This window comes from Rhodococcus sp. AG1013, assembly GCF_003350365.1.
Classification (GTDB): domain Bacteria; phylum Actinomycetota; class Actinomycetes; order Mycobacteriales; family Mycobacteriaceae; genus Prescottella.
In genome coordinates this window covers 1-18,273 of sequence record NZ_QQAT01000026.1, presented here as the reverse complement: position 1 = coordinate 18,273, position 18,273 = coordinate 1, and the positions used below count along the sequence as shown (strand labels likewise).

17 protein-coding genes are annotated in these 18,273 nt (G+C 67.9%); 3 read left to right on the top strand and 14 right to left on the bottom strand.

Features of this window, described 5'->3' with window-relative positions; translation table 11 throughout:
• Positions 1-2 precede the first annotated feature (2 nt).
• The 8 genes from DEU38_RS24490 to DEU38_RS24455 all read right to left on the bottom strand — a co-directional run bounded on the left by DEU38_RS24490 (position 3) and on the right by DEU38_RS24455 (position 10,040).
• Positions 3-1,640, bottom strand: coding sequence for a DHA2 family efflux MFS transporter permease subunit (locus tag DEU38_RS24490; RefSeq protein ID WP_114723988.1), 1,638 nt, complete (start codon positions 1,638-1,640; stop codon positions 3-5).
• A gap of 137 nt (positions 1,641-1,777) precedes the next feature.
• The gene (locus DEU38_RS24485) at positions 1,778-3,340 is read right to left on the bottom strand and encodes a carboxylesterase/lipase family protein (protein ID WP_114723987.1); all 1,563 of its coding nucleotides are present in this window, start codon (positions 3,338-3,340) and stop codon (positions 1,778-1,780) included.
• A gap of 29 nt (positions 3,341-3,369) precedes the next feature.
• Positions 3,370-4,047, bottom strand: a complete 678-nt coding sequence (locus DEU38_RS24480) for a GAP family protein (protein ID WP_114723986.1) — start codon at positions 4,045-4,047, stop codon at positions 3,370-3,372.
• 171 nt (positions 4,048-4,218) lie between these two features.
• Positions 4,219-5,955 (bottom strand): hypothetical protein, encoded by a 1,737-nt coding sequence (locus DEU38_RS24475; protein WP_114723985.1) that lies wholly within the window; start codon positions 5,953-5,955, stop codon positions 4,219-4,221.
• On the bottom strand, positions 5,952-6,611 hold the full coding sequence (locus tag DEU38_RS24470; RefSeq protein ID WP_258558137.1) for a response regulator: 660 nt from the start codon (positions 6,609-6,611) through the stop codon (positions 5,952-5,954). Before DEU38_RS24470 ends, DEU38_RS24475 begins: the two co-directional genes overlap by 4 nt.
• Positions 6,612-6,763: 152 nt before the next feature.
• Positions 6,764-8,317: a succinic semialdehyde dehydrogenase gene (locus DEU38_RS24465; RefSeq protein ID WP_114723983.1), complete on the bottom strand. Its 1,554-nt coding sequence runs from the start codon at positions 8,315-8,317 to the stop codon at positions 6,764-6,766.
• Positions 8,318-8,460: 143 nt separating this feature from the next.
• Positions 8,461-9,471 (bottom strand): hypothetical protein, encoded by a 1,011-nt coding sequence (locus tag DEU38_RS24460; protein WP_114723982.1) that lies wholly within the window; start codon positions 9,469-9,471, stop codon positions 8,461-8,463.
• A gap of 41 nt (positions 9,472-9,512) precedes the next feature.
• On the bottom strand, positions 9,513-10,040 hold the full coding sequence (locus DEU38_RS24455; protein ID WP_114723981.1) for a hypothetical protein: 528 nt from the start codon (positions 10,038-10,040) through the stop codon (positions 9,513-9,515).
• Positions 10,041-10,342: 302 nt separating this feature from the next.
• On the opposite strand from DEU38_RS24455, the gene DEU38_RS24450 reads away from it, so the two are divergent.
• Positions 10,343-11,104: an SDR family NAD(P)-dependent oxidoreductase gene (locus DEU38_RS24450; protein ID WP_114723980.1), complete on the top strand. Its 762-nt coding sequence runs from the start codon at positions 10,343-10,345 to the stop codon at positions 11,102-11,104.
• 47 nt (positions 11,105-11,151) lie between these two features.
• On the opposite strand, the gene DEU38_RS24445 is transcribed toward DEU38_RS24450, so the two are convergent.
• Complete coding sequence (locus DEU38_RS24445; RefSeq protein ID WP_114724048.1) at positions 11,152-12,366, bottom strand: CaiB/BaiF CoA-transferase family protein; 1,215 nt, start codon at positions 12,364-12,366, stop codon at positions 11,152-11,154.
• 145 nt (positions 12,367-12,511) lie between these two features.
• Between DEU38_RS24445 and DEU38_RS24440 the strand changes: the two genes are divergently transcribed.
• Positions 12,512-13,243 carry a GntR family transcriptional regulator gene (locus DEU38_RS24440; RefSeq protein ID WP_114723979.1) on the top strand — a complete coding sequence of 244 codons (732 nt, stop codon included), beginning with the start codon at positions 12,512-12,514 and terminating at the stop codon, positions 13,241-13,243.
• Here the strand turns inward: DEU38_RS24440 and DEU38_RS24435 are convergent.
• Positions 13,211-14,146 carry a hydroxymethylglutaryl-CoA lyase gene (locus DEU38_RS24435; RefSeq protein ID WP_114723978.1) on the bottom strand — a complete coding sequence of 312 codons (936 nt, stop codon included), beginning with the start codon at positions 14,144-14,146 and terminating at the stop codon, positions 13,211-13,213. The two genes, DEU38_RS24440 and DEU38_RS24435, sit on opposite strands and share 33 nt — an antisense overlap.
• Positions 14,147-14,205: 59 nt before the next feature.
• Between DEU38_RS24435 and DEU38_RS24430 the strand changes: the two genes are divergently transcribed.
• Positions 14,206-15,207, top strand: coding sequence for a phosphotransferase family protein (locus DEU38_RS24430; protein WP_220181964.1), 1,002 nt, complete (start codon positions 14,206-14,208; stop codon positions 15,205-15,207).
• A 140-nt stretch (positions 15,208-15,347) separates the two neighbouring features.
• Here the strand turns inward: DEU38_RS24430 and DEU38_RS24425 are convergent, their stop codons facing one another.
• Genes DEU38_RS24425 through DEU38_RS24410 form a run of 4 tightly spaced genes read right to left on the bottom strand, consistent with a single transcriptional unit; the run spans position 15,348 to position 17,976 of the window.
• The gene (locus tag DEU38_RS24425; protein ID WP_114723977.1) at positions 15,348-16,538 is read right to left on the bottom strand and encodes an acyl-CoA dehydrogenase family protein; all 1,191 of its coding nucleotides are present in this window, start codon (positions 16,536-16,538) and stop codon (positions 15,348-15,350) included.
• On the bottom strand, positions 16,535-16,894 hold the full coding sequence (locus tag DEU38_RS24420) for a DUF6285 domain-containing protein (protein WP_114723976.1): 360 nt from the start codon (positions 16,892-16,894) through the stop codon (positions 16,535-16,537). The genes DEU38_RS24425 and DEU38_RS24420 overlap by 4 nt, the downstream gene beginning before the upstream one ends.
• Positions 16,891-17,547 (bottom strand): carboxymuconolactone decarboxylase family protein, encoded by a 657-nt coding sequence (locus DEU38_RS24415; RefSeq protein WP_114723975.1) that lies wholly within the window; start codon positions 17,545-17,547, stop codon positions 16,891-16,893. The genes DEU38_RS24420 and DEU38_RS24415 overlap by 4 nt, the downstream gene beginning before the upstream one ends.
• A 33-nt stretch (positions 17,548-17,580) precedes the next feature.
• On the bottom strand, positions 17,581-17,976 hold the full coding sequence (locus DEU38_RS24410; protein WP_397484753.1) for a VOC family protein: 396 nt from the start codon (positions 17,974-17,976) through the stop codon (positions 17,581-17,583).
• Positions 17,977-18,273: the final 297 nt, after the last annotated feature.

Sequence of the window (18,273 nt, the reverse complement as noted above, 5' to 3'; positions counted from 1 at the left end):
CCCTACGCCGCGGCCTCCTCGCGCCGGCGCGGCTGTAGCTGCGTGGCCGAGACCAGGCCCGCGGCCAGGAATCCGGCTGCGACGAACAGCGACCACCGGGTGGCGTCGGCGAACCCGTCGGACAGCGCGTCGGCGGTCTCCGGTCCGGCCGGGCCGAGCTTGCCGTGGTCGCCCTGCTCGCGAATCGGCGGGATGGTGCCGCCGGCCGAGTCGCGGGTGCTGTCGACCAGCTGTGACGACACCTGCGGCGGCAACGCGACCGGCTCGAGCCGGTTGGTGAGGCTGTGCGCCAGCCCCAGCGACAGGACGGTGCCGAGAATCGCGGTACCCAGAGCGGCACCCAGCTGGCGGACGGTGCTCTGCGTCGCCGACCCCTGACCGGATTCCTCGGTGGGAATGTCGACCAGGACGGTGCCGGTGAGCTGCGCCGACGCCAGGCCCAGGCCGAGCCCGTAGATTGCCAACAGCAGCGCCAGCAGCCACGCCGACGACGACGGCCGCAGGTACAGCGCGAAGGCCAGCACGCCGATCACCTCGAGCGCCAGACCGATCATCACGGTCCGCGGGGCACCGAACCTCGCGGTGACGTGCCGGGCCGCGGCGCCGGACATGAAGGCACCGGCCGCCATCACCGCGAGGACGTAGCCGGCCCCCAGTGTGCTGAGCCCGTACGCGTTGACCAGGAACAGCGGCAGCACCAGCAGCAGACCGAACTCGCCGATCGCGACGGCCATCGCGGTGAAGTTGCCCCAGCTGAACGTCCGGAAGCGGAACAGCGCGAGATCCAGGATCGCCGAATGCGCGATCCGGGCGCGGTGCCGCTCCCACACCACGAACCCCACGAGTGCCACGGCGCCGACCGCCGCCATCACCGGCGTCGCGGAGATCGGCGCGGTCACGGGCCACGTCGCCCCGAACACGTTGAGCTCGGCGATCGGCTTCCACCAGCCGAGGGTCTGGCCCTCGATGAGCGCGAAGATCAACGCGCCGAACCCGATTGCGCTCAGCAGCAGTCCCACCACGTCCAGTCCCGGGACGGTGATCTTCGCCCGCGTCTCGGGGACCGCTAGGAACGCGCCGATGATGACGAGGATGCCGATCGGGACGTTGACCAGGAAGATCCACGGCCACGTGAACGACGTCGTGAGCCAGCCGCCGAGCAGCGGGCCGACGGCCGCCATGCCCGAGATCACCGCGCCCCACACACCGAATGCGATGGCCCGGTCCCGGCCCCGGAACGTCGCGTTGACCGTCGACAGCGTGCACGGCAGCACCAGGGCTCCGCCGACGCCCTGCACGACACGGGCCACGATCAGCGCGGTGGAACTGTCCGACGCCGCGGCCATCAGGCTGCCGACGATGAACACGACCACGCCGACGATGAACAGCAGCCGCCGGCCCAGCCGGTCGCCGAGCCGTCCGGCGGTGAGCAGCAGCGCCGCGAACACCACCGAGTAGATGCTGTTGATCCACTGCGCGTCGGTGAGGTCCAGGTCCAGTTCATCGATGATCACCGGCAGCGAGACGTTGACGATGGTGCCGTCGACGACGATCAGCGACAGTCCGGCAGCGAGAACCCCCAGACCTATCCAGTCCCGTCGTCCCACACGGGGTTCGACTTCAGCCGGGTCCATGGTCATTGCTGCGCCCCTCCTCCGACGATGTGGCTCGCCATCCGTCGACGCTACCGCGATTCCGGCAGAGGACACGGGGGCGCACCGGCGAATGACGGCCACAATTCGGGCATTTCAATCTTTCGATTGAACCGGGCCTGCCCTCATGTGAAGGCGATGACCTGTTCGCCCCACGCCTCGCGGAGCGGGCCGTCGAGGTCGCGGACCACCCGGTCGTGCTTGTCGATCACCAGCGAGTCGCGGCCGAACCGGTCATAGGCGTCCCATCGCGGCTCACCGTCGAGACCGACCGGCGCACCGGTTTTCGCGAATTCGATCCACCGGTGCTGCATGCGTGCCGACACCTTGCGTCCGGTCGACAGGCCGCCGAGCAGGTAGGTGATCTCCTTGGGGCCGTGCGCGATGTTGCCGAACACGTACGGAAGCTCGGTCGCGTGGGTGGCGCCGATCTCGAGCGCCCTGAGCATCGGGGTGGCGTAGTCGAAGCGGTACAGCCAGGTGGGGGCATACCTACTGTGCGCCTCCACGATCCACAGTGTCGGCAGCCGGAACCCGAAGTCCCGGGTCAGGCCCAACGCGTCGTCCTCGGTGGCCAGCCCCGAGTACGCCGCCTCGATCCGCGCCTGGTCGGGCAGTTCGAGGTCGGGGTGCTCGGCCGAGATCTCCGCGAACATCGCGCGGATCACGTCCGGCTCGATCGGCATGAGCGGCGACTTCATCAACTTGAACAACGACGATTCGTCCTTGTTGGTGCCTATCAGCAACGGGATCCGCTCGGCGGTGCCGTTCCAGAAGGCGTTGACCGGATAGTCGGGCACGAGTTCACCGTCGACGATCGGCACGTAGGCCAGTGTCCCCGGGGTCTCGCGCGGAATCCGCGCGAACAGTTCCTCGGAGGCGGCGAGCAGCTCATCGGTGGTCGCCGACATCAGCCGATCCGCAGCATCACCTGCGCCACCGAGTATTTCGAGGAAGGTGTTCGCGATACCCGCCGCCCGATCCTGGTTGTAGACGGACGTGGCCGGTGAGCTCTCGGCGATCGCACGGTGGAACAACCCGTGCGCGGACGGCATCGTCATCAGCGTCGTGACTGCACCGCCACCGGCCGATTCACCGAACAGCGTCACGGCGTTCGGGTCACCGCCGAACGCGGCGATGTTCGCCTGCACCCAGCGCAGCGCAGCGATCATGTCCTGCAACGCGACATTGGTGTCGAAGCGATGCTCGTCGGTGGTCAGCGACGAGAAGTCGACGAACCCGAACACCCCCAGACGGTAGTTCAGGGTCACCACCACGACGTCGCCGTTCTCCGCGAGCGCGCGCCCGTCGTAGACCGGCTGACTCGACGCGCCGCGGAAGTAGGCGCCCCCGTGGATCCACACCATCACCGGTTTGCCGGACGGCCCCGCCGCTCCGGCGCCCGGGGCCCAGACGTTGAGCGAGAGGCAGTCCTCGTCCATCCGGATGTCGTCGCCGAGCGGGATCGCGGCGAGCCGACTCTGCGGTTCGACTGCGCCGAAGCGGTCCGCCTCGAACACCTCCGTCCACGGCTCGGGGGGCGTCGGCGCCCGGAACCGGAGGTCCCCGGTGGGTGCGGCCGCGTAGCGAATTCCCTTCCACACGTGGACGGGCCCGTCGGTGGTGCCGCGCACGGGTCCGTTGGTGGTGCGGACGACGGTGGTGCTGTCGGGAGCGATGAGTGTCATGTCGTTGACTCCTTCGGATCGGCGGGAACTCACGCGGTGAGCGCGGTGACGACGTGCGAGGCCTGCAGCCCGGCCAACAGCAGGAACAGGACGGTCATGATGGCGGCGTTGTGCAGGATCAGTTCTTCCTTGACCACTCCGAGCGCGGCGGTGACCCGCTTCGACGGCACCGCCGCCAGAACGGTGAGGGCGATCAGCCCGAGCCCCGCCAGCGCCGCGAACGCGACGGTCAGCAGCGCCGCCTGGGTGGTCGGCAGGTGCGCCTCGGCGATGAGGGCGCCCGCCTTCAATTCGAGCGGCAGGTTCTTGGCGTTGGGGACGGTCAGGAGCAGACTCAGGACCGCGGTCTTGCCGGCGTTCATCGTGTCGATCTGCGCCATCCACGACGGCATCGCAGCGACGGCACCGTTCTTCGGCCGGCTCCTCCAGCTGAGTGCGGCCAGCATCAGGAACGCCAGACCGAACACGGAGGCGAACACGATCTGACTGGAATGGGCGGCACTGCCCGCCCTGTCCGCGCCGCCCTTGCTCGTGAACACGGTCACGCCCACGATGAGGGTCGAGGCAGCGAGCGCCGTCGCAGTGAACGCCAGGGCATTGGTCCTGGCGCGAGCGGAGAGCAGGATCGCGATCAACGCGGCCAGCGGAATGGGGCTCACGATCATGCCGACCCCGAGCGGAACCAATTGCGCCACTGTGTGTCCCATAGCGGCTCACATCCCTTCGTCTCGTGCGGGATGCCGGGGTCGATCGTCAGCTCGACGGTGTCGTCGCCGACATCCGACACGAACGATAGGAACCGCGGGACACGACCATCGACCGATGTTCGGGTATTGCGACACCGGCCTGTAGCGGCCGTCACGACGGGGTGCGCGCGGTCAGTCGAGGCGAACGGAGAGCAGCACGGATCCGGACTCCTCGACCAACTGGGCGGCGTCGACCTTGCTCGACAGCGACGCCAGCCCCAGTCCCTCGCCGCGGTCGCGGGCGATCCGGCCGGGAGAGCGGATCCCGATGCAGATCAACGATGTTCGGGGATCCACCGACATCGTCAGCTGCAGCGACCCGCCGGTTCCGTGCCGGATCGCGTTGGTGAATCCCTCGGACAGCACGTCGATCGCATGCTCGAGGCGAACAGGGCTGTCCGACAGCAGCGGCCACACCTCCGGAGCGATGTCTGCCTGCATCGGAACGGCGGCCGACCACATCCCGATCAGTTCGGTGATCTGCCGCTCGGCGTCTGCCCGCGGAACAGTCGGCAGCGCCTCCTCCCGTGCCACCTCGCCCACGAGGCGGTCGATGATCTCGTCCACCCTCGCGTCCACGGCGGTCGGCGCCGCGGCCGTCGGCGCACCCGTCGAGGCACCGTGCATGACCAGCGCCGCGGCCACCAGCTCACCCTGCACCGACGAGTGCAGCACGTGCGCGAGGCGCCGGCGCGCGGACAGCACCTGTCGGTGCACCTCGGCGGCGAGACGACTCTGCTCACCGAGGGCCGTCGCGAGCTGTTGTTCCTCCACTGCGCGTTGCACGTTCGCGGCCCGGATCACGCACACCGCGACGGCCGCGAACGGGTAGAAGGCGATTCCGGGGACCAGGAACGCCGGCGGGAATCCGGTGCCGCCGAGGATGACGTAGAACCCGAGCGCGGTAGCCACGGCGACCACCGTGTAAGCGGTCACCATGAGGCTCAGCCGGACGGTCGTGCTGCGCGCCCGGGGCGCGAAGCGCCGCACCACCCAGTTCCCCGCCACGCACAGCGCGATCCCGAGCACGACCTGGAGCACCGTTGTCCGGAGCCCGTAGCTCGTCAGCAGAAACGTCAGGATCACCGATGTGTACAGGGCCGCAGGCAGCACCAGGGGTGCTGGTTCCACGGCGCGGAGCACGTTCGCGAGCCACTCCCGGCGGGTCAGCGGAGGTGCGACCGGCGGCTTCGGCAGCGGCGTGACGTCCCGGAACAGCGCATGGCTCATGGGCCGCACGACATCCTCCGAGATCGCCCTCAGCAGTCGCGCCGCACGCGCCGGATCGATGTTCACCCGATCGGTCTGCGACAGCGCCGAGCCGATCCGGCCCGCCAGGTCCTCGGCGCACCGACGACCGATCCCGGCCAGGTACTCCTCGTCGATCCGGCGCTGCTCGTCGAGCGCCGCGCGGGCGCCGCGCAGGCGCTGCCTCACCGCGTTGTGCTCGCGCACCGAGTCGACGAGTATCGCGATGAGCGACAGCGCGACCACCGCCGTCGTCACGTTGATGGCCATCCGTACCCCGAAGGTGCGCGGATCGGTCGGTAGGCCCTGGAACCCGACGAGGACGTCGAGCAGGATCGGCCGGCACGCCCCGAGCGCGGCGAAGACCGACAGCGACACCAGTGGTCGTGGACGGATCCGGTTGCCGCGCAGGACCGTGAGCCAGGCAATCAGCATGGCCGCACCCATCACCAGGTGCACGATCACCGCGATACCGAAGTACGCCGGCCAGTCCCGTGGGCTGCGGGCGGCGATGTAGCTGCCCATCACCGTGACGGCGAACGGCGCGGTCAGGATCCACGACCAGGCGGTGACGGCCGAACTGCCGCCGATCCGTGTCAGCCAGGAAAACCGACTGCTCAACCGATCTCCACCGGCATGCCGAAGCGGCGCACGTACAGCTGGGCGGCCGCGACCCGCGGGTTCAGCTCGGGGCTGTGACCGACCCCGAGGGCGTCGAAGGTGCGGGTCACCATCTTCTCGACGCTGCGCACACTCGATTCGCGTCGGCGCGCGATCTCGGCGTTGGACCAGCCGAGTGCGATGCAGCGCAGCACGTCGAGCTGCGTCCGGGTGAGACGGTCGAGCACCGAGTCCGGATTGCCCTCGCGCACAGGGCCGGTCGGAACAGGTTTCTCCGCGAGTGCCGACTCGACAGCCGCCACCAGATCCTCGACTGATTCCAGGGCGACCTTGTCGAGGAACACCGAACCCGCCGGGCCGCCCTCGCCCGGAGCGATCCCCGCCCGCGGGTAATTCGTCAGGAACACGATGGCGCAGTGCGGCGCCCGAGCATGGACGATCGTCGCCATCTCCAGGCCGTTGGGGCGTGCCCCGAGATCGATGTCGGTCACGAGGACGTCGGGATCGATCTCGTCGAAGTCGGCGAGCGCGGCCGCCGCGGAGGACCGCTCCTGCACGTCGAAGCCCGCGTGACGGAGCGCGTCGGCGACCAGCGAGCGCATCAGCGGCTGGTCCTCGACGACCAGGGCTGTCCGCACCCACATGGCTTCTTTCACAGGAAAAAGACTAACGGGCCTGATCCGACTCCAGGAGGTGGTGACCGCGCCTAACGAAATGCCGATCGCGGACGGGAGCGGGCCGCCGGAACGACAACGCACACGGGCGCCGTGCGACCGATGCGCACGACGCCCGTCCGTTCAGGCCCGGATCAGCGCCCCGGTACGTACTTCATCGCCTTGATGAACGGCGGCAGCAGCTTGGCCCACACCTTGGCCGGAAGCCACCGCGGGCCACCGAGATTGACGACACGGGTGGTGGCGACCGTCTGCGCCTCCGTGTACTTGAGCAGGCCGTCGGGTCCGTGACGGCGGCCGACACCGGACACGCCCATCCCGCCCATCGGGGCGGCGGTGCTGCCCCACGTCGGGCCGTAGCCCTCGTCCACGTTGACGGTTCCGGCCATGACGCGGGCCGCGATGGCCTCACCCTCGGCGTGACTGCCGGCCCACACGCTCGCGTTGAGGCCGTACTCGGTGTCGTTGGCGCGACGGATCGCCTCCTCGACGTCCGCGACCGGGTAGATCGACACGAGCGGTCCGAACGTCTCGGCGGCGTAGCACTCCATCTCTTCGGTGACGCCGGTGAGCACGGTCGGCTCGTAGAACAGCGGACCGAGATCGGGTCGGGCCTTGCCGCCCGCGACGACGGTCGCACCCTTCGCGACGGCGTCGTCGACGTGGCCGGACACGGTCTTGACCTGTGCCTCGGACACGAGGCTGCCCATCTCGATGCCGAACTCGTAGCCGGGCGCGAGGCTCATGTTCCGGACCCGCTCCCCGAAGAGGCGGATGAACTCGGGCGCGATGGTCTCCTCGACGTAGATGCGCTCGATCGAGATGCACAGCTGACCCGAGTTGGAGAAGCACGCGCGCACGGCCGCGTCACACACCTGGCGCAGGTTCGCACCGGCCGTGACGACCATCGGGTTCTTGCCGCCGAGCTCGGCGGAGAAGCCGATCAGTCGGCGTCCGGCCTGCTCCGCCAGCAGCTGGCCGGTCGCGGTGGAGCCGGTGAACATGAGGTAGTCGGTGTTCTCCACCAGCGCGGTGCCCACCACCGATCCCGGGCCCGGGACCACGGCGAACAGCTCACGCGGCAGGCCGGCCCGGTACAGGAGCTCGGCGCACGCGAGCGCGCAGTACGGCGTCTGACTGTCGGGCTTGATCACCACGGCATTGCCGGCGAGCAGCGCGGCGATCGCGTCGGACACCGCGAGGGTCATCGGGTAGTTCCACGGCGAGATGACACCGACGACGCCCTTCGCGTGGTGCCGCACCACCGTCTTCGTCAGGCCCGGCAGCATGCCCTGGACGCGCTTGGGGCGCAGCAGCTTCGGCGCCAGACGCGCATAGAATCGCGACGTCATGGCGATGTCGAGGACCTCTTCCTGCGCCGACGCCCGCGACTTGCCGGTCTCGGCCTGCGCCATGTCCATCAGCGCATCCTTGTGCTCGAGCACGAGATCGCGGTAGCGGAGGAAGATCTGCGCACGCTCGACGGGAGATCGCTTCTCCCACGCCTTCTGCGCGACGCGCGCCTTCTCGATCGCGGCGAGCGCGTCCGCCGCCGTACCGACCGGGACGGTCGCGAGCTGGCGCCCGGTGAAGGCCTCGACGATCGGCTTCGTCGGACGGCTTGCCGCGTCCGGGATCGCGATGAGATCGGCAAGACGAGCAAACGTTGCCGCTGACGGAGCAGGCATTTCGCACCCCTACTGGTGAGTAGATTTCGAGTTACACACAACGTACCCCGTCGGTGGCCGTCGTCACAGGATCCGGGTCGAACGCCCCGGATCCCGGGCCCGGCTCAGGACTCCGCGGCACGCAGGCCGCGTAGAACCGTCCCCTAGCGGACTGCCGGGGCGTCCTGCTGCTGCCACACCGTCCACCCGATCGCGCCGACGGCCGCAGCGGCCGCGCCGACGCCGGCAACCCACATCAACGGCGAGTTCGACGATCCGAGGCCGGCCGATCCGAGGCTGCCGAGCGAACCGGTCCCGCCGGTGTCCGGCGTCGGGAACGTGACCGATGCGGTGTGTGCACGCTCGATCGCACCGCTCCGCAACTTCACCGATGCCTGCCACGGTCCGGCCGGCAGGTCGGCGCTGTCCGCGATCCGGAACCGAACCGTCCCGGCGGCGCCGACGGCGACGACCGCCTCCTCGGCGTACACCGGGCCGAGGATCCTACCGCCGGGCCCGTCGGACAGCGTGAGTTCGCCGCCGACCTCGACGGCCCAGCCACCGGTGTTGCGGATGCCGGCGACGACGACGGCCTGACCGTCGGAATCCCGTTCGGCCGTCAACCGGTCGATCGCGAAGTCCGCGATCGTGCCGGCGCGGGGCTCCACCCGGAGATTCACGCGAACGCCGACGCGGGTCGCCACCCCGCCACCAGCACCGGAAGCGGGCTGCGCCCAGACCACCGCGGACCGGTCGCCCGTCGGCGCGTCCGCCGGAACCCGAACGGTCACCTTGACGTCGGTGTCCTCCCCGGGCGCCAGCGAGATCTGCTGCTTGTCCAGGCTCGTCCACGACGTGAGCCGGTTGGCGCCACCGCGGTCCTCGACCGTGAACGCGCCGGTCTTCATCGACGCCGCACCCGTGTAGAAGTCGACCGTCCGGGCCGTGAGCCCGTCGTTCGAGACCCGCACGGTTCGCTCGAGCGTGTCGCCGGGCGCACGGGTGCCGCCGACCTCCGTCTCCCAACTCGGAAAGGTCGGATCGCGCTGCGGATCCACGATCTTGATACCGATCCCACCCACGACGGGGGCGGCGTGGACGACCGTCGTAGCTGCCGCGACGAACGACGCGAGCAGGGCGAGGAGTGCGAGCAGGTTCCGAAGCAGGAGACGCATGTAGACGCTTTCGTGAGATATCGATGGAGGCCGGTGTCGACCTACACCGCGGAGTGGGTAAGTGTCGCGCTGTAGTTCCCGATGGTCACACCGTCGGATACGTCGATGGAGAGCATCGGGGTCCAGAGGAACGTCGCGTCCGGCCAGTCGTGGCGCGCGATCCCGGCCACGGCCTTGGTCGAATCCAGCGTCCGAGGGCCGGCGCTCCGGAAACCCATCGTCTCGCCGCCCGCCGTATAGGTCACCTTGGACCTGGGGATCGTCGTGGCGCCGTTGGTGAAGTCGGAGATCGAGGCGGACACGGTGACCGAGCGGCCGGTCCCGCTACGACGGTCCCGAACTGCGGAGGTGGGAACCGTCCCGCTGACGTTGTTCTGCCCGCTCACCCAGACCATGGGAGCTGTTCGCGGAACGGACAACTCGAGAGGACCGCTCTGCCCGGCGACGGTGAACGTCACATCGGTGGTACCGCTGGTGTCGGCCGAGGCCGTGCCGGCGATCGACGCAGGAACGACTGCCAACGCGACCGCCATGACTCCGGCGCCGAGCGCTGCCGTCGTCTTACGCATCTGGTTCCTCCAGTGAGGTCTACGGAAGTCAGGGGCTACCGAGACGACGGTCACGATGCGCTCGAAGCGACTCATTTCAACAAACAATTGGACGCTTGTCTATTTTCGCTGATCGAGATCCGGGCAGGTCCCGGCCAAGCCTGCGGTCGCAACTTCCTTCACATCCGCACCCCCACCGCCTCGGGGTCACGGGGCGCCTCCGCGAGGCATTTTTTGTATACAATCACCGGTACTCGCGGCGCACTGTCACCTGCCGCCTCACTACTTCACCCCACCGACCTCCGACCGGAAGGAATCCTCCGATGGATCCGTTGTCCAGATTTCGCCTCGACGACCGAGTCGTGCTCATCACCGGGGCAAGCTCCGGGCTGGGTGCAGGTTTCGCCCGGGCGGTTGCCGCGGTGGGCGCGACCGTCGTTCTCGCGGCGCGGCGCGAGGATCGGCTCGTCGCGCTCGCCGAAGAGCTACGCGCGCAAGGCTCGTCCGTCCTCACCCACGCCACCGACGTGAGCTCGGTCGATGACTGTCGGGCACTCGCCGCCGCCGCGGCCGCCGAGTTCGGGCGGATCGACGTGCTGGTCAACAACGCCGGTCTCGGCGGGTCGACCCCGGCACTCCGCGAGGACCCCGATCGATTCCGGGCCGTTGTGGACGTCAATCTCAACGGCACGTTCTGGATGGCGCAGGCCTGCGCCGCGGTGATGAACGAGGGCGCATCCATCGTCAACATCGCCAGCGTTCACGGCCTGGTGGCGTCCCGTTTCCCGCAGGCCGCGTATGCCGCCAGCAAGGCGGGCGTGCTCGGACTGACCCGCGATCTGGCACAGCAGTGGTCACGCCGCAAGGGAATTCGCGTCAATGCGCTGTGCCCGGGGTATTTCGCCAGTGAGATGACCGCTGAGGGCGAATCGGCCCTACGTGAGATGGTGGCCGATCAGTCCGTCCTCGGCCGTTTCGGGACGCAGGAGGAACTCGACTCGGCGCTGCTGTTCCTCGCCAGCGATGCGTCGTCGTACATGACCGGAGCATCACTGGTCGTCGACGGCGGCATGAGCGCCGTCTGAGTGCACGTGGGATCGGATGGCGTTCCCGCCATCCGATCCCACGCTCGTCAGCTGGGCGCCTGGAACGCGACACCGGTGGACTCGAGATCAGCCCAACGGGATTCGTCGATGCCCGCGAGCTCGGCGAGGACCTGGCGGGTGTGGTCACCGAGGATCGGTCCCGGAACCGGAGTCTGCGGCGTCGTGCGGGAGAACTTCGGAACCACGCCGGTGGCAGGGACGGCCGTACCGAACCGGTTGACCAGCTCCACCACCATGTCCCGGGCAGCATAGTGCGGGTCGGCGAGCATGTCCGCGGCCGTGTAGATCCGGCCGGCCGGAACGCCGTTGTCCTCCATGGTCTTCAGCAACTCGTCGGCGGTCATCGCCCGAGTCCAGGCACCGATCACCGCATCGATCTCGGCCATGTTGTCGCCACGAGGGCCGTGTTCGGCGAACTTCGGGTCGTCGGCCAGTTCGGGTCGGCCCATTGCGACGCAGAGCCGTCGAAAGACCGTGTCGGCGTTGGCGGCGATCAGAACCTCCGCACCGTCGGAGGTGGGGTAGACATTCGAAGGCGCGACCTTGGGAAGCACGGACCCGGTCCGTCCTCGGGTCACGCCGCCGATCGCGTGATCCGCCATCGTGGACTCCATCAAGGCGGCCACGGCTTCGTAGATCGCCACGTCAACTTCCTGGCCCCTGCCGCTGACCGAGCGCTCATGGACAGCGGCCAGCGTCCCGATGACGGCGAACAGGGCGGCGAGGGAATCGCCCAGGCTGACTCCGCTGCGGGTCGGCGGAAGATCCGGATTGCCGGTGGTGTGCCGGATGCCGCCCATGGCCTCCCCCACGCTCCCGAATCCCGCATCGCCCGAGCGTGGCCCGGTCTGCCCGAATCCGGAGACGTGCACGAGGATCACTCGCGGGTTGACCTCCGAGAGAGCCGGGTAGTCGAGTCCCCACTTCGCCAGCGTGCCGGGCCGGAAGTTCTCCAGGACGATGTCGGCCTCGGCGGCCAGCTTGCGGACCAGGTCCTGACCCTCGGGGCGACGCAGGTCGATCGCGACGGACTTCTTGTTCCGTGCAATCGAAGGCCACCACAGGCTTTCACCGTCGACGGTGACGCCCCACCGTCGCATCGAATCACCGGCGCCGGTCGACTCGACCTTGAGGACCTCGGCCCCGTAGTCGCCCAGCAATTGCCCGGCGAAGGGTCCGGCGATGAAACTTCCCAGCTCGAGCACCCGAAGTCCGCTGAGCGGACCAGCAGTCTTAGTCATCTCCGAATTGTACACAATCCAAGTCGATGTGGCGCCATCTCGGGATAAAACGGGCGTGACTGCATACAAACTGGGTTCGGGCCAGCCCCTCCGGGGGAGCTAGTCTGATCAGCGACCATGCACCGACCACTGCAAGAGGGGCGACGTGACGACGACACCATCGACACCGAGTCGAGTCGCTTACGAACAGATCCGGCAAGCGATCATCGAGGGTAGATACCGGCCGGGACAGCGTCTCATCGAGCAACGGATCGCCGAGGAGTTCTCGCTCTCACGGACACCCGTCCGTGAGGCACTGCGCCGACTCGAGGCGGAAGGACTTGTTCACAGCGAGCCGAACCGCGGTGCGATGGTACGAACCCTCTCGCTGTCCGATGTGGCCGACCTGTACGGACTCCGGGCACGGCTGGAGGCGTACGCCGCCGAACTGGCAGCGGAACGCATCGAAGATGCGCAGCGTGAGCAGATCGACGCCGGCATCGAAGCGTTCGCCGTCGCGCTCGGCATGGACGCCGCCGATCCACTCGACCTGGTTCGGGCCGTGGACGCGGCCAACGGCCAGATCCATCGCGGAATCCTGAGGGCGGCCAGGCACGAACGGCTCTCCCGCCTACTCGAACGCACTACCGACGTCCCCCTCGTCTTCCAGGCCTTCCGCCAGTACGACCGTGTCCAGATCGAGCGGTCACATCTGTTCCACCAACTCATCCGCGACGCGATCGTCGCCGGCGACGGCCTGCGGGCGTCCGCCCTGATGCACGAGCATGTCCTCCAGGGCCGCGACGTCCTGCTCGGACACCTCGCGGCAAACGACACCAAGGTGGACGAGTTGTTCGCGATCCCGTCAACCCGGAAAGGCTCCGGCACGGACGAGTAAGCCGGGCACCGGCGTGCCGAGTACCCCACCGAGCCAGTTCGACGCGTCGATCAGCTGCGGCAACCGCGCACCCGTGACCACGCCGCTGCGCTCGAGGAGATAGACCAGGTCGTCGGTCGCGATGTTGCCGGTCGCGTTCGGGGCGAAGGGGCAACCACCGATGCCGCCGATGGACGAATCGAGCACGGTCACACCGGCATCGAGCGCCGCGACCGCATTGGCGTAGCCGGTGTTGCGGGTGTTGTGGAAATGGCAACGCAGACGAACGCCGGGCGCCACCGCGGCAACACCCGCGACCAGCCGGGTCACCTGGCGCGGCACCCCGACACCGATGGTGTCGGCCAGCGATATCTCGTCCACCCCGAAATCCGCTGTCCGCCGCGCCAGTTCGACGACGGTGGCCTCGGAGACCTCGCCCTCGAAGGGACACCCGAAAGCGGTCGCGATCGTCACCGACACCAGCACACCGGCCGACCTGGCGTCGTCGACGAGATCCTGCACGGTCCGGACCGAGTCCGCGACCGACATGCGCTGGTTTCGCTGGCTGAAGGTCTCGGAGGCGACAACGACGCAATTGACCTCGTCCACACCCGCTGCCAGCGCGCGGTCGAATCCTCGACGGTTGAGCACCAGACCGCTGTACGACACCTCGCTGCGGCGGGGGACGCCGGCCATCACGGCCTCGGCATCGGCCATCTGCGGCACCGATTTCGGGTGCACGAAGCTGGTTGCCTCGATACGACGGAGTCCCGCGTCGACGGCCCGCTCGATCAACTCGATCTTGTCGGCCGTCGACACCGGCACCGACTCGTTCTGCAGCCCGTCGCGGGGGCTTACCTCAACAATCTCCACCGTCACTCCAGCCCTTCCCGATCCGTGGCTCGACGCCCGAGTCCCGAGCATATTGTATACAATGAGCGAATCCGGCCGATGCGCCGTGCCGTCGTTCGAAAGGGATTGCCGTGTCCACCGCAGAATCGACCCCGGTCGCAAACGAGGCCGGCGTGATAGAAGGCCGGCTCACGCTCATCATGAGGCGCGCCACCCAGGACCCATCACTGCGCGTGGAGAACCTGCGCCGCGTCCCCGCAGGAGCATCACGACACACCTGGTCGTTCGATGCATACGGGGAGACGACCGAGCGCGAGGAACTGATTCTGCGAATCGACGCGCCCGGCGCGTTCGAGGCCGAGTCGATGAACCGCGAGTCCGCCCTGATGACGGCCGCGGGCCGCGCCCGGGTGCCGTCCCCGAGGGTTGTAACCTCCGGCAGCGGTGACGACGAACTCGGTGCCGCGTACATCGTGATGAGCCGAGTCGAGGGCGAGTCCATCCCACGAAAAATCCTGCGCGACAGCGAATACTCGTCGGCCCGTCCGCGAATGGCGGGACAGTGTGGCCAGATCCTGGCACGCATCCATAGCATCGATCCCGCATCGGTCGCCGGCCTCGAGGAGCGCGACGAGCTCGACACGTGGCGCAAGACCCTGTCGGACACCGGTCGAGCGCACCCCGCTTTCGAGCTCGCGATTCGATGGCTGGACCAGAACCGTCCGCCTGCCGCGGCACGCCGCGTCGTCCATGGCGACTTCCGTCTGGGGAACTTCATCGTCGGCCCCGAAGGCATTCGTGCCGTGCTCGATTGGGAGTTGGCCCACCTCGGAGATCCACTCGAAGACCTCGGCTGGCTGTGCGTGAAGACGTGGCGCTTCGGCCAGCAGCCTCCGGTGGGTGGATTCGGAACCGTCGACGATCTGGTCGCAGCCTACGAAGCAGAGAGCGGATCGACCGTCGATCGCGACGCCCTCCACTGGTGGTTGGTTCTCGGCACGCTCAAGTGGGGAATCCTGTGCCTCCATCAGGCGGAACGGCACCTTTCCGGGGCCACCCGCTCGGTGGAACTCGCAGCGATCGGACGCCGCGTCAGTGAGACCGAATGGGACCTCCTCGAGCTTCTTCCCTGACCACACCGGGCGTCTGCGCCACCGTCGGTGGCCGGTATCCGACGACCCCGTCGGATACGAAGGGCCCCGAGGGAATTCGAGTGTGACTTCGAACGTCGACACTCCGGCCCTCGGGACCCTTTCCGGGAACGGTGCCGCGGTCAGCGCAGCCCGAACTCCCAGTTTCCGCCGCGGCGGTACTCACTGAGAATCCTGCGGCCGACGCTCTGGATGTGCACCTCGTCGGCGCCGTCGTAGATCCGCGCGAACCGTGCGGCACGGTACATGTGGCTCAGCGGCGTGTCCTCGGTGACGCCGGCCGCACCGAAGACCTGCACAGCGCGATCGACGACGTTGTGCAGCATTCGCGCGCCGAAGACCTTGACGGCGCCGATCTCCACCCGCGCCTGGTCACCTCTGTCGACCTGTTCGGCGGCCTTCAGGGTGAGCAACCGGCTGGCCTGGATCTCGGTGTAGGAGTCGAACACGTGCTGCTGCATCAGCTGCTTGTTCGCGAGCGGTTCGCCGAACGCGACTCGCTCGTTGAGGCGGTGGCACATGAGATCGAAGGCCCTCTGCGCCTGGCCGAGCCATCGCATCGAGTGGAAGATCCGGCCGGGGCCCAATCGTTCCTGCGCGATCACGAACCCGTTGCCCCGCTCGCCGAGCAGGTTCTCGGCCGGCACCCGTACGTTGTCGTACTCGACCTCGTAGTGTCCGCTGGACAGACCGAGTACGGGTGTGTCCCTGACGATCCGGTAACCGGGGTGATCCGTCGGAACGATGATCATGCTGAACGAAGCATGTGGCGCAGCGTCGGTCTCGGTGCGGCACATGACCGTCGTGTACGCGGCGTCCGCGGCCCCGGTGGTGAACCACTTGCGGCCGTTGATCACCCACTCGTCACCGTCGAGCGTGGCGGTGGTCTGCAGCTGCGTCGGATCCGACCCCGCGACATCCGGCTCCGTCATGCCGAAGCTCGGCGAGATCTCTCCCTGCACGAGCGGCTCGAGGTAGGCCTCTCGCCACCTCGGACTGGCGTGCCGGTTCAGCATGATCGAGTCCTGGAGCGTCCAGGTGCCCAGCGCCAGCTGGCCGTACTCACTGCGCCCCTGGACCTCGTTGATGTAGACGTAGTCGAGGAACGGAAGCCCTCCGCCACCGAGCTCGGCCGGATGCCCCAGCGCCCACAGGCCCTCGGATTTGGCTTCCTTCTGCAGGTTCGCGATGAGGCTGCGGGCCTCCGACCCGCCCGCATCCAGAATCGGCTCGCTCGGCTCGACCCGCTCCACCATGAACTGGTAGACCTTGTCGCGCATGGGGCGAATGTGATCGGGGACATCGAATGTCATGCGGGCCCTCCGAGATAGCCGGGATTGTCCACGCGGAGCTTGGCCTCCACGCTCGCGGTGACGAGGCGTTTGACCTCAGCCAATCGTGAGTCTTCGCGACCTGTGCGGATGGCCTCGGCGAGGCCGGCATCGTCGGCGTATCCGAGCTGGGCCAGTCTGTCTCGGTGTTCGGAGGTATCGACCGCCCCGTGTTCGAGTTCTCGCTCGACGATCGCCAACGCGTTGATCGCCACCCGGGTGTGGAATCGCATCGCTCCGTCCAACTCGTCGATAACCTTGTCGGCGAGGAACTCTCGAACTGCCGTGACGAGTTCGGCGGCGGTCGGAACGTCGTACAACGTCTCCGGTGCAGTCATCGGCGATCCTCGGACAGACTGATTGCCGCGCCGACATCGACGGCGGCGTATCCTTCGGGTGCGGCGACCTCGACGACGGGCTCGTCCCGGTCGTCGAATTCCAGCCGCAACGCCCGGCTCATCACCGCGTGCATGTCGTACAGGCACGTAACGTAGGTCAGCTCGAGAATCTGTTCGTCGGTCAGCCCGTCCTTCAGCACCTGGAAGGTACCGTCGTCGACACGGCCGCCACCGGTCACCAGACTGTCGGCGTAGGACAACACCGCTCGTTCGAGCGGGGTGAACAGATCCGAGACACCCCAGGACGGGATGGCCGCGATCCGCTCCTCGCTGACTCCGAGCGAGCGGAGCGACTTGCAGTGCTGGGAGAAGACGAACTGGCTGCCACGCAGCCATCCCGCACGTGTCTGACCGAGCTCGCGCAGTACCGGGTCGAGAAGCCGATCGGGGCTCCGGTAGAGCGAGAAGCCTCGCACCGCATGCTCGAGTACGTCCGGCACCAACGCGAAGACGGTCCACCAGTCGCCCTGGGTGCCGGCCTCGGTTCCGGGCTCGGCCACCGGATCGCGGTCCGGCCCGAACAACTTGTCGTACATGGTGAGCACGATGTCGGCCTGGGCCTCACTCCGTGAAACCTGCTTCAAACGGGGCATCGAAGGGTCCTTCCGTGGTTGTGGTGGTGTCGGTCAGATCGCAGCCGGTTCGGCGGACTTGGCCGGACGGTGTCGGACATCGGCAGAGGTCAGCTCACGGGTGTAGGCGGCGAACTTGTCCGCCGGGATCGTGAACGCCACGTGGTTCGTCGAGCCGACGGCACTGGCGATCTCGCCCGTACCGGGAATGGTCACAGCCGAGGCGATACCCGGCGCAGCCGGCGGGGCATCGGGGAACCAGGAGAACGCCGGGTGGTTCGCCCCACCGAGGTCGAAGAAGAAGTGCTGCCCCCTACCGTCGGGAAGCTCGAGGGTCTTGACCAGAGGCATCCCCAGCACGTTGGCACAGAAGTCCACGGTGCGCTCCATGTCTGAACACACGGGCGCCAGATGATTGATTCCGCTGATGTCGAACTCGGCATTCGTCAAGGTCCAGGCTCCTTTCACGGGCATGAGGTCTCGCTGTGACAGCGGCGCGGTCGATGGTGATGCGCAGGATGCCTCCGTCGAGAGGTGAGGACGCCGGGGCCGATCGTGTTCACTGCGAGATCCCGGCGTTGACCATCCAGTGTCATCATGATAGCTATTTAGCGATCGCTAAATAACCCCCCTTTCTTCTTGAAGGAGGCCGCATGGCCGACGAGCCGACCAACACTGAGCCCGCCGCGCTGTACGAGCGCCGCGGCAGCGTCGCGATCATCACCCTCAACCGCCCGCGGGCACTGA

What these genes read in the sequence shown, in the direction of transcription:
- DEU38_RS24445 (WP_114724048.1), bottom strand. Translation starts at nt 12,366, where the DNA reads ATGACTAAGACTGCTGGTCCGCTCAGCGGACTTCGGGTGCTCGAGCTG.
- DEU38_RS24425 (WP_114723977.1), bottom strand. Translation starts at nt 16,538, where the DNA reads ATGACATTCGATGTCCCCGATCACATTCGCCCCATGCGCGACAAGGTC.
- DEU38_RS24480 (WP_114723986.1), bottom strand. Translation starts at nt 4,047, where the DNA reads ATGGGACACACAGTGGCGCAATTGGTTCCGCTCGGGGTCGGCATGATC.
- DEU38_RS24460 (WP_114723982.1), bottom strand. Translation starts at nt 9,471, where the DNA reads ATGCGTCTCCTGCTTCGGAACCTGCTCGCACTCCTCGCCCTGCTCGCG.
- DEU38_RS24435 (WP_114723978.1), bottom strand. Translation starts at nt 14,146, where the DNA reads ATGCTCGGGACTCGGGCGTCGAGCCACGGATCGGGAAGGGCTGGAGTG.
- DEU38_RS24490 (WP_114723988.1), bottom strand. Translation starts at nt 1,640, where the DNA reads ATGACCATGGACCCGGCTGAAGTCGAACCCCGTGTGGGACGACGGGAC.
- DEU38_RS24450 (WP_114723980.1), top strand. Translation starts at nt 10,343, where the DNA reads ATGGATCCGTTGTCCAGATTTCGCCTCGACGACCGAGTCGTGCTCATC.
- DEU38_RS24455 (WP_114723981.1), bottom strand. Translation starts at nt 10,040, where the DNA reads ATGCGTAAGACGACGGCAGCGCTCGGCGCCGGAGTCATGGCGGTCGCG.
- DEU38_RS24465 (WP_114723983.1), bottom strand. Translation starts at nt 8,317, where the DNA reads ATGCCTGCTCCGTCAGCGGCAACGTTTGCTCGTCTTGCCGATCTCATC.
- DEU38_RS24485 (WP_114723987.1), bottom strand. Translation starts at nt 3,340, where the DNA reads ATGACACTCATCGCTCCCGACAGCACCACCGTCGTCCGCACCACCAAC.
- DEU38_RS24420 (WP_114723976.1), bottom strand. Translation starts at nt 16,894, where the DNA reads ATGACTGCACCGGAGACGTTGTACGACGTTCCGACCGCCGCCGAACTC.
- DEU38_RS24415 (WP_114723975.1), bottom strand. Translation starts at nt 17,547, where the DNA reads ATGCCCCGTTTGAAGCAGGTTTCACGGAGTGAGGCCCAGGCCGACATC.